We start from the raw sequence: 9,156 nt of genomic DNA, 5'->3' as shown, positions 1-9,156 counted from the left end.
TCATCTTCCATAGGTCAATAAATTTAGACTATGGAATATACTAAAATGGGGTGTAAAATATTTAATTTCAAATCAAATATTTTACACCCCACCTGCCAGGTTTTCAAATCCCGGCAGGTCTTTTTCTTATTTTCACATCGACTTCTGAAGTTTTTCCAAGATCTGCCGGATCTCCACGATACTCGCCCATTCCCGGTCTTTTTCACCGTGTTCGATGCCCACATAGGCATTGAATCCATGAGAAAGGACGATTTTCATCATGCGTTCATAGTCCAAGTCGGACTCATTTCCTGCGTCATCCCAAACTTTTGGCTTTAGACTGACTCCCGTGGCCAAGGGCATCAATTCGTCTACTCCTCGATAGGAATCGTAGGAAACAGGCTTGCCTTCAATGGCTCCGATTCGGAAGTTTCCGAAATCAGGAAGTGTTCCGGCCAGGGGATGATTGGCATTTCGGATAGTTTCCGCCAGCCATTTGCCATTGGAGGAAAAGCCTCCGTGGTTTTCGATCACGATATGAATGCCGTGAGGCTCTGCAAACTCACAAAGCTTGCGGATACCGTCACTGACTAGCTTTGAAGCTTCGGCGGCGTCGGCTGGATTTTGTGACCAGGCGATATCCGAGTAGCCATTGACCCGCACCGTGTGGCAACCGAGAAACTTGGCAGCTTCGATCCATTTTTTATGGTTGTCTACGGCCTTCATTCGGTCTGCGTCCGAGCGGGCACCGAGCATTCCTTCCCGGTCTACCATAATGAGGACTTGGGTGATTCCCTCGTTTTGGCAACGGGTATTCATTTCCTTCAGGTAGGTCATGTCCTGGGCCTTGTCCATAAAAAATTGATTCACATACTCCACGGCATTAATTCCGTGCTTTTTGGCTTCCAAGGCAAAATCCAAGTGGTCAAGCTGTTTGGAAAAAAGGAGGCGATTGACGGACCATTCGGCGAGGGAGATTTTGAAGGGATCGGCTTTCGTCTGTCCAAAACTGAGTTGGGGTAATCCCAAACCCAGCGCAGCCGTAGCCAAGCCGGTAGTTTTGAGAAAATTTCTTCTGTTGGTCATAAAGGATGAGGTTTTTGGGTGAAGGAAAGTTAGCCATAAAAAATTCTTTGCCAAGCCGATTTTGGATGGCTGGTCAATTGGAAAAGGACAGTACCCTTCAGCTTTATTCTGATAAAATCTTATCTTTTGAAAATCCACCCAAAGCAACCGTGGCTATGAAAAAGCTTTTACTCTTCCTGATCGGAATTTCTTTCCTCTTTTCCTTGGGACTTGCTCAGCAAAATCGACCCAACATTGTCTGGATCGTGGTTGAAGATATGTCACCGGAGCATTTGGAAGTGTATGGAGGAACTGGTGGGAAAACGCCCCATCTCAATGCCTTGGCCAAGGAATCCGTGCAGTATATGAATGCTTTTTCGACGGCAGGGGTGTGTGCGCCTAGTCGGGCGGCCTTGATTACGGGTTCGTATCAGACGGCTATCGGAGGGCATCACATGCGGACTCTGGCCGCTTCAGCAGCGGCATCAGACGATTATCCTCCGGGGTTCAAAGGCTACTCCGTGGTTTTGCCGGAAGGCATGAAACCTTACCCTTTGATTTTGCGGGAAGCCGGCTATTATACCTCCAACAACTCTAAGGAAGATTACCAATTCCGTAGCCCGGTGACCATGTGGGATGAAAGCAGCCCCAGAGCTCATTACCGCAACAGAATAGATAAAAGCCAGCCTTTTTTCTCCATTTTCAACTTTACAACCACTCATGAATCCCAGGTTTGGGCGAGAGAAAAAGAACCCCTGAAAGTCAATCCAGCCAAGGTAAAAATCCCACCTTACTATCCCGATGACTCGATCAGCAGGTATGTGATGGCCCGATTTATCACCAATGTAATGACCATGGATGATCAGGTGGGTGAGGTGATCCGGCAGCTGAAAGAAGATGGACTTTATGACAACACGATCATCTTTTTCTACTCGGATCATGGAGATGGATTGCCTTATGTCAAGCGTGAGCTATACGATCGGGGATTGCGTGTACCCTTGCTGATCAAGGCTCCATTTCTGCAAGCTGGCACCCGAAATGAAGAGCTGGTCAGTTTTGTGGATTTTGCGCCTACCCTGCTTTCTTTGGCAGGAATACCCATTCCGGGAACTATGCAAGGTCGGGCCTTTTTAGGTCCTCAAAAATCTGTACCTCGGAAATACATCTATGCCGCACGGGATCGAATGGACAGCGAATACGATCGGGTGAGGGCTGTTTTTGACGGTCGATTCAAATACATCCGCAACTACATGCCCGAGAAGCCCAACTACCAGAATATCCGATTCCGGCTTCAAAACCCCTTGATGCCCCATTTATTGAAGCTTAATCAGGAAGGAAAGCTCAATGAAAATCAAGCCCGTTGGTTTGCCTCTTCCAAACCTAGCGAGGAATTGTACGATACCCAGTCCGATCCCGATGAATTCAAAAATCTTGCCTCCGACCCTGCTTTTGCTGAGAAGTTGGCCGAGCTGCGCAAAGCCCATGAGCAGTGGATTGCAGATTATGGAGATTTGGGTGCGGTGAATGAAATGGAAATGGTCCGGACTTGGTGGAAAGGGAAAGACACTCCTCCGGTGACTCCTGCTGCTCAACTCAAATTCGAAAACGGCAAAGTTCACCTGACCTGCTCCAATCCAAGCGCTTCGATTGGTTATCGATTTTCCGAAAAAGAAGGTTGGAAGGTGTATACTGCACCTTTTGAAGCCAAAATAGGAGAAACCATCTATGTCAATTCACATCGGATTGGATACGAACCCACGGAAATTTCCCTGCTCATCCAATAAGTTCTAGATCCTATGAAGAAGTCAATTATTTCGCTTTCGATAGTTCTCTTTTTCCAGTGTTCTATTGCATTTGCACAGGAAAACATGCTCTGCCAAGGCGCTTACTGGACAGAGGATGAAGGGGCCATTTTCATGAAACAAACCGCTTTTACCTGGACTTCGGAAGCGGATTGGGAAAAGCGAGCTGCTGTGATCAGAAATGGGATCATCCAAGGAATGAAGCTCGAGCAAATGCCTGCCCGAACCGCTCCATTCAACACCATCATCCACAGCACCCGAGAAATGGATGGCTATATCGTGGAAAACATCGCCATCGAAAGCTTTCCCGGATTTTTCATTACGGGAAACCTTTACCGTCCGCTAAATCCAGCACCATTTACCAAAAGTCCTGCAATTCTCAGTGTACATGGACATGGGCCGGATTTACGATTTGGAGAAAGCATGCAAACCCGAAGTGCAGCATTCGCCCGCATGGGTGCGGTGGTATTTGCCTATGACATGATAGGCTATGGCGATTCCAAGCAAGTGGATCACAAAATTCCGATTGCACTCACTCTTCAAACCTACAATTCCCAACGGGTGATCGATTACCTGATTTCCCGGCCTGATGTGGACCCTGAGCGAATCGGTGTGACGGGCGAATCCGGTGGTGGCACGCAGTCGATTTTGATTACGGCTTTGGATTCGAGGATTAAAGTTTCAGCACCTGTGGTCATGGTTTCTGCCTATTTCTTCGGAGGCTGCACCTGCGAAAGTGGGATGCCGATTCACAAAAGTGCAGATCACCAAACCAACAATGTGGAGATTGCTGCTTTGGCTGCGCCTCGACCCATGTTGCTGGTTTCAGACGGAGGTGACTGGACCAAAAACAATCCCCGAATAGAGTTTCCCTATGTGCAAAAAGTCTATTCCACTTATGAGGCAGAGAGTCGTGTAGATAATGTCCACTTAGCAGGCGAGCGACACGACTATGGGAAAAACAAACGGGCTGCTGTCTATAATTTCTTTGGGCACTACCTCGGACTCAATGCCGGGCGAATTCCCTATCAAGATGGGTTTGATGAAAGTTTTGTGACTTTACTGACTTCGGATGAATTGCGAGTATTCAATGAAAAAAATCCCATGCCTGCTCATGCGTTGAAAGGAGATGTGGAGGTCATGGAGTTTTTGAATTGGAAGTAAAAATTGCTTTTTTGGGCTGCACAAATACTTCAAGTGGTCGGAGCTTACCCCACTTTTAAGCCCTATTTCACATTTAAATTTCATAAATTTAAGGTCAATAGCATTTTTTGACCTCACTGTTGAGGTCAAAAAGTATCGCTGGCATTAAAAATGAAATTTTTAATGCCAAATAAGGATTTAGCCCTTGCGTTTAAGGTGGGAATCCTTTCGATTTGATTCTCAATGTTAGGTTTTCATTGCTCAGGTGCTAAGGAATGACCAACTCCTCCAGTCTTCTTTTTCCTCCAATCAGCACATTCAAATCAATTTTCTCTCCGATACCAGGCAAACTTCCTTTTTCAGAAAATTGCCAAATGGTCCAATCCTCAGTTTCAGGTTCAACGATCGGGTTGTAATTGGCGACCCAAATGGGGTAATCATCAAACCCATTCTCATGCAGCACCTCCCAGAAAAACCGATCTCCGGTATAAATCATCGGCTTGACACCATAATGAGCTTCCACAATTTTCAGCCAGTTTTTGAGCCCTTCGCGCAACTTGTCCCGAGATTGGATGGTGCTGTGCTTTTCGATGTCCAAGACAGGAATCAGGTCCCCTGATTTGAGTTGGGCTGTTTTGATAAAGTTTTGAGCCTGAAGGGTGCTGTTTTCATTGGGGCGATAATAGTGATAGGCACCGCGCATGATGGGAAGGGGCCGAAAACCCTCCCAATTTTGCTTAAATCGGGAATCTTTTCCATCCTTTCCCATGGTGGCCCGTACCACCACAAACTCGATTTGCCGATTTTGAAGTTGGAGTTGCAAACCGGCAAAGTCAATCCTTCCTTGATATTCGGACACATCGATTCCCAGAATTCCTTCCGGAAAATTGGAAAAGACGTGCTCAAACTTCAAGGCTTCGGTAAATGGAGGGGCTTTTTGGGTGTAATCGCTCAGTCGCTGATTGATTTGCCGTCGGAATTTTTTCACCAAATATCCCGAACCCAAAGCTATAGCAATAATCAACAAGCTGATCCCAATCCAAGGACCGGACTTTCTCTTTCGGGGCATTGTTCGGTTTCTAAAATTCCAAGCATTCTAAGATTGACTTTGGGAGAAACAGAAAATTGACATCTTTTCATTCAAACTTCCATACTTCTCAACCTCCAAGCATTTAAACTACCTCACCTCAAATACCGCCGACTCCCATGGCCCAAAGTCCAGGTCAATTTCTGCCCCATCGTCGGTGACCCGAAGCTTGGTTTTTTTCTTACCAAACATCAACTCTTTGAGCTCTCGCTCGCCTTTTTCCAAGTTCCAGGCTTTCAGCAGTTCCGGGGAAAGTTTGAGCGTCGTTTTCACTGATTGGAATTCGTCGAAGTTGGTCACGACGATCAGCTTTTGGCGGTCATCCCATCGGGCAAAAGCGAAGGTTTTGTTGGTATAGGCTGGGTTTTGCTTTCGGTTGAAGGAATGCAATTCCATATACTCTCCCATCAGTGCCGAACTGTTGCGGGTGAAGTTGAGTACTTCGGAATAATAGTTTCTCAGCGCCTTTTCATTTTCCGACAGCTGTCCTCCGTCAAACTTTCCCCCATTCATCCACTTCTGATGCTGCGGTACTCCGATGTAATCAAAGATGGAAGTGCGGCTGGGATCTCCAAAACCTGCATCTTCGGCCCCAGGTTCACCCACTTCCTGTCCGAAATAAATCATGGTGGGGGACGTCGAAACTGTAGCAGAAACCACCATCGCAGGCATGGCTTTCCAGGGATTCCCCGCAAACTCCGGGCTGGCAATTCGCTGCTCGTCGTGGTTTTCCAGGAAGTGGAGCATGTGGTGCTCAATGTCTTTCAGTCCTTCCAGAATCGGTACCAGATTATCCGTAGATCCATGACCCTGAATAATATGCTTCAGCGTATCGTATAGCTCTACCTTATCGTAGAGGTAATCCATTTTTCCTTTGTGGATGTAGTCTCTGTACAAACTCGGGTTGTAAACTTCCGCCAATAAGAAAGCCTCCGGATTGGTCATTTTGATATGGGAATTGAGGTAGGACCAAAACTCCACCGGAACCATCTCGGCCATGTCAAATCGGAATCCATCCACGCCTTTGCCCAGCCAAAATTGGGTGATGTCCTTGAATTTTTTCCAGGAATCCGGCACGTCTTTGCCTTGCCAAAAGTCATAATGCGCTTTCCAATCTAATTTTTCAGCTCCTTCCGGGAGTTCTTCGAAATCCTTTTTCCCATCGGGACTTACTCCGTAGTTGATCTTGACCGTCTCGTACCAGTCGAAAAAATCTGGCTGAGCCAATCGGGAACCGTTGCCCGTCCATTTGGCGGGGTTTTCGTCAAATTTTCCATCGGCAAAGGGATGCTTTTCTCCGCCTAAAGGCTGATAGCCATTTTTGGGTTCGGGTACTGAAAAGGCCTTTCCGGGGATATAGTAGAAGTTGTTGTTTTTGGCGTATTCGACCGTTTGGTCATCGTCTGCCCCAAAGTCACGAACTCCGGCGGGATTATTTTTCCCCTCATAAAAGCGAGACACGTGATTGGGTACGATGTCAATGATCACTTTCATGTCGTGCTTGTGCGTTCGGGCGATCAAGGCCTCGAACTCCTCCATCCTTTTGGTCACATCCATAGCCAAGTCCGGATTGACCTGGTAGTAATCCCGCACGGCATAGGGCGAACCTGCACGGCCTTTGATGATATCCGGATCGTCTGAGCTCACCCCGATCTCTGGGAAATCCCCAATCACGCCGTGATGCGGCACTCCGGTGTACCAAATGTGGGACACCCCGAGTTTTTTGATCTCCTCCAAAGCGGTATCCGTAAAGTCGTTGAACTTGCCGACACCGTTTTCTTCTTTGGTTCCCCAAGGTTTGTTGGTGGTATTCGTATTGCCAAAAAGACGGGTAAAGACCTGATAAACGACGATTTTTTGGGATTTCATAGGTTCGGATTCTTGAGGCCTTGGCGCTTGGCAGGAAAGGGCTGCTGCGGCCAAAACCGCCGGGATTAAAAATTTTTGCATCAGGTTATCGGGTCAATCGGTACAGAAAGATCGTATTTCTTTTGATCAAATCGGGGAATTGCTTCATGTTGATGGTTTCTCCCGGAGCGTGTGCACCTGAGCCTGAAGCTCCCAAGCCATCCAGACAATCCATAAACTCAGCCACAAAGGAAATGTCTCCGGCACCTCGGCTTCCCGGATCTCCGGGCTTTACAGGACCGTAGCCCATATCCTGACTGACTTGGCTTAGGAATTCCGCCAACGCATAATTCCCTTCCGTCGGCTCCATGGATGGGATGTAGTCATAGAAAGAGATTTCCGCATCGGTTTGGTGGAGGTTTTTTGCTACGATCTCCCGCATTTTTGCGCGAGCAGTTTCTTTTTGAGCTTCTCCCAAAAATCTCAAATCGCCGGTAACTACAGCTTCTCGGGCTACGATATTGGTTTTACCCAATGCTGTTCCTGTTCCGGAGGTTTGATCCAAAGACACATCTGATCCTCCTATAAATTGACCCGGATTGAAGGTCAGGTATTTTTCGCCTGCTAAAGCTTCACGGAATTCGTTCAGGATTCGAGCGGCTTCATAGATGGCACCATAACCAGCTCCCTGTCCAAAAACTCCGCTGGAGTGAGATTGGCGCCCTGTGGTTTTAAGTGTCCAACCTCCGGCACCTCTACGTGCAACGGTGGCTGTAGAGAATCCCTGAGCTGTCTCATAGCCCAAAGCGATATCGTGCTGCTTGGCGCGCTCGATAAAGTCCTTTCTGGAGAGTTCGGCGTTGCCTGAGCTTTCTTCGTCCCCATTGAAATATACGGTAATCGTACGGTCATCAAGGAGTCCCAATTGGTGCATGGCTTTCAAGCTGGCCAACACCAATACATCGCCGCCTTTCATGTCATTCGCGCCTTGGCCCGTGGCCGTGCTGTCATTGAGGTAGGTAAAAGGAGTGAAGGGCATATCCTTTTCAAAAACCGTATCCAAATGCCCGATCAGGAAGAGTTTTTTGCCTTTGGTTCCTTTGCGGGTAGCCACAAAATGCCCGGCACGGTTTACCTCGGCTGGGAGCTCAACCCATTCGGTTTGGAATCCGATTTTCTGGAACTCCCGCTCGAAGATCCGACCGACTTCTCGCACGCCTTCTTTATTCAAAGAACCTGAGTTGATATTGATGACTTCCTCAAGGATGGATAGGGTTTCCTTGTAGTTTTTATCGATCAGTTCGATCAGTTTTTGTTCGTCTTTGTTGAGTTTTTGCTGGGCAAAGGAGAAAAGCGGTGACACCGCCAGAATCAGGATCAGGGTGATTTTTTTCATGGATGGAAAATAGCGGAAAAAGCGTGCGGGGGCAAGGTTGGGTTTTTAATCCGAGGTGATTGGGGTGAATTTTATTACAGATCGTGCCTTTGGCACTCTGGTTATTGAAAATTGAATTCTGGGCTATTACAAAAAATGCCTTTGGCATTAATTTTAATAACTCCATTCTTCAAAGCAGAGCACCAAAGGTGCGTTCTGTTATAGCCCCAAATTCAATTTGGGATAAAAATAGGGGTTAGCAATTGGAGCCCCAACGGGGCGATCTGTGTTTTATTCACCAATCAATCCCACACATATTTTTCATCATATTCAATTTGATATTCCTCTAAAAATCTCCGATACTCAGTTTGGAAATCTAATTTTTGATGATTCGCCAGCTGGTTTTGGATATACTTTTGACTGTTTCCAATTTGGATTGGCTGACTGAAAATGCGCCATAACCCTTTTGCCATTCGAAATCTCGGTGGATCAATTCTTTGTATTTGATTGAACTGGAGATTTTCACATTCTTAACCAAATCCGCAATAGTGATTGTTCTCGGCAGGGTACAAAGCCAGTGAATGTGATCCGGCATCATAAATATTTCTTCTGTAAAGCTTCCAAGGTTGGCGCCGACTTGGACAAAATAGGCTTGCGCAAGGGGTCTGACTTCATCTTGGATTATCGAAATTCTGTTTTTGGTCGAAAAAACGATGTGGAGGTACACTTTGGCTAGGGACTGAGGCATGATTTGAAAAATTTAGAATTGAAAAATGGATTACAGATCGTGCCTGTCTTTGCCGGACAGGCAGGCCTTTGGCACTCGTTGAAAATACAAAATTGATTTTAAAACCCAG

The 9,156-nt window shown here is 46.8% G+C and carries 7 protein-coding genes; 2 read left to right on the top strand and 5 right to left on the bottom strand.

From position 1 onward, the window contains the following. Nucleotides 1-132: 132 nt before the first annotated feature. Complete coding sequence (locus CLV31_RS20870) at nt 133-1,065, bottom strand: TIM barrel protein (protein ID WP_111395028.1); 933 nt, start codon at nt 1,063-1,065, stop codon at nt 133-135. A gap of 65 nt (nt 1,066-1,130) precedes the next feature. On the opposite strand from CLV31_RS20870, the gene CLV31_RS20865 reads away from it, so the two are divergent. Further along, a complete protein-coding gene (locus CLV31_RS20865; RefSeq protein WP_245943461.1) occupies nt 1,131-2,828 on the top strand; it encodes a sulfatase family protein in 1,698 nt (565 codons plus the stop codon). A gap of 12 nt (nt 2,829-2,840) precedes the next feature. Beyond that, the gene (locus CLV31_RS20860) at nt 2,841-4,010 is read left to right on the top strand and encodes an alpha/beta hydrolase family protein (RefSeq protein ID WP_111395027.1); all 1,170 of its coding nucleotides are present in this window, start codon (nt 2,841-2,843) and stop codon (nt 4,008-4,010) included. A 247-nt stretch (nt 4,011-4,257) separates the two neighbouring features. Here CLV31_RS20860 and CLV31_RS20855 read toward each other — a convergent pair whose 3' ends face one another. From CLV31_RS20855 to tnpA, 4 genes are all read right to left on the bottom strand, one after another. Then, on the bottom strand, nt 4,258-5,058 hold the full coding sequence (locus CLV31_RS20855; protein ID WP_111395026.1) for a glycoside hydrolase family 25 protein: 801 nt from the start codon (nt 5,056-5,058) through the stop codon (nt 4,258-4,260). A 108-nt stretch (nt 5,059-5,166) separates the two neighbouring features. Then, nucleotides 5,167-7,026: an alpha-amylase family protein gene (locus tag CLV31_RS20850; protein WP_111395025.1), complete on the bottom strand. Its 1,860-nt coding sequence runs from the start codon at nt 7,024-7,026 to the stop codon at nt 5,167-5,169. Nucleotides 7,027-7,030: 4 nt separating this feature from the next. Next, on the bottom strand, nt 7,031-8,320 hold the full coding sequence (locus CLV31_RS20845; RefSeq protein WP_111395024.1) for a M20/M25/M40 family metallo-hydrolase: 1,290 nt from the start codon (nt 8,318-8,320) through the stop codon (nt 7,031-7,033). A gap of 355 nt (nt 8,321-8,675) precedes the next feature. Further along, nucleotides 8,676-9,047 carry an IS200/IS605 family transposase gene (gene tnpA / locus CLV31_RS21900; RefSeq protein WP_181452688.1) on the bottom strand — a complete coding sequence of 124 codons (372 nt, stop codon included), beginning with the start codon at nt 9,045-9,047 and terminating at the stop codon, nt 8,676-8,678. Nucleotides 9,048-9,156 lie beyond the last annotated feature (109 nt).

Origin of the sequence: Algoriphagus aquaeductus (assembly GCF_003253485.1) — a bacterium.
GTDB classification, from domain to species: Bacteria; Bacteroidota; Bacteroidia; order Cytophagales; family Cyclobacteriaceae; genus Algoriphagus; species Algoriphagus aquaeductus.
Note: the sequence above shows the minus strand (reverse complement) of the source record. Positions and strands in the feature narration are given on the sequence as shown.

Coding starts and splice junctions, on each gene's coding strand:
- CLV31_RS20870 (WP_111395028.1), bottom strand. CDS start 1,065: ATGACCAACAGAAGAAATTTTCTCAAAACTACCGGCTTGGCTACGGCT.
- CLV31_RS20865 (WP_245943461.1), top strand. CDS start 1,131: ATGGCTGGTCAATTGGAAAAGGACAGTACCCTTCAGCTTTATTCTGAT.
- CLV31_RS20860 (WP_111395027.1), top strand. CDS start 2,841: ATGAAGAAGTCAATTATTTCGCTTTCGATAGTTCTCTTTTTCCAGTGT.
- CLV31_RS20855 (WP_111395026.1), bottom strand. CDS start 5,058: ATGCCCCGAAAGAGAAAGTCCGGTCCTTGGATTGGGATCAGCTTGTTG.
- CLV31_RS20850 (WP_111395025.1), bottom strand. CDS start 7,026: ATGCAAAAATTTTTAATCCCGGCGGTTTTGGCCGCAGCAGCCCTTTCC.
- CLV31_RS20845 (WP_111395024.1), bottom strand. CDS start 8,320: ATGAAAAAAATCACCCTGATCCTGATTCTGGCGGTGTCACCGCTTTTC.
- tnpA (WP_181452688.1), bottom strand. CDS start 9,047: ATGCCTCAGTCCCTAGCCAAAGTGTACCTCCACATCGTTTTTTCGACC.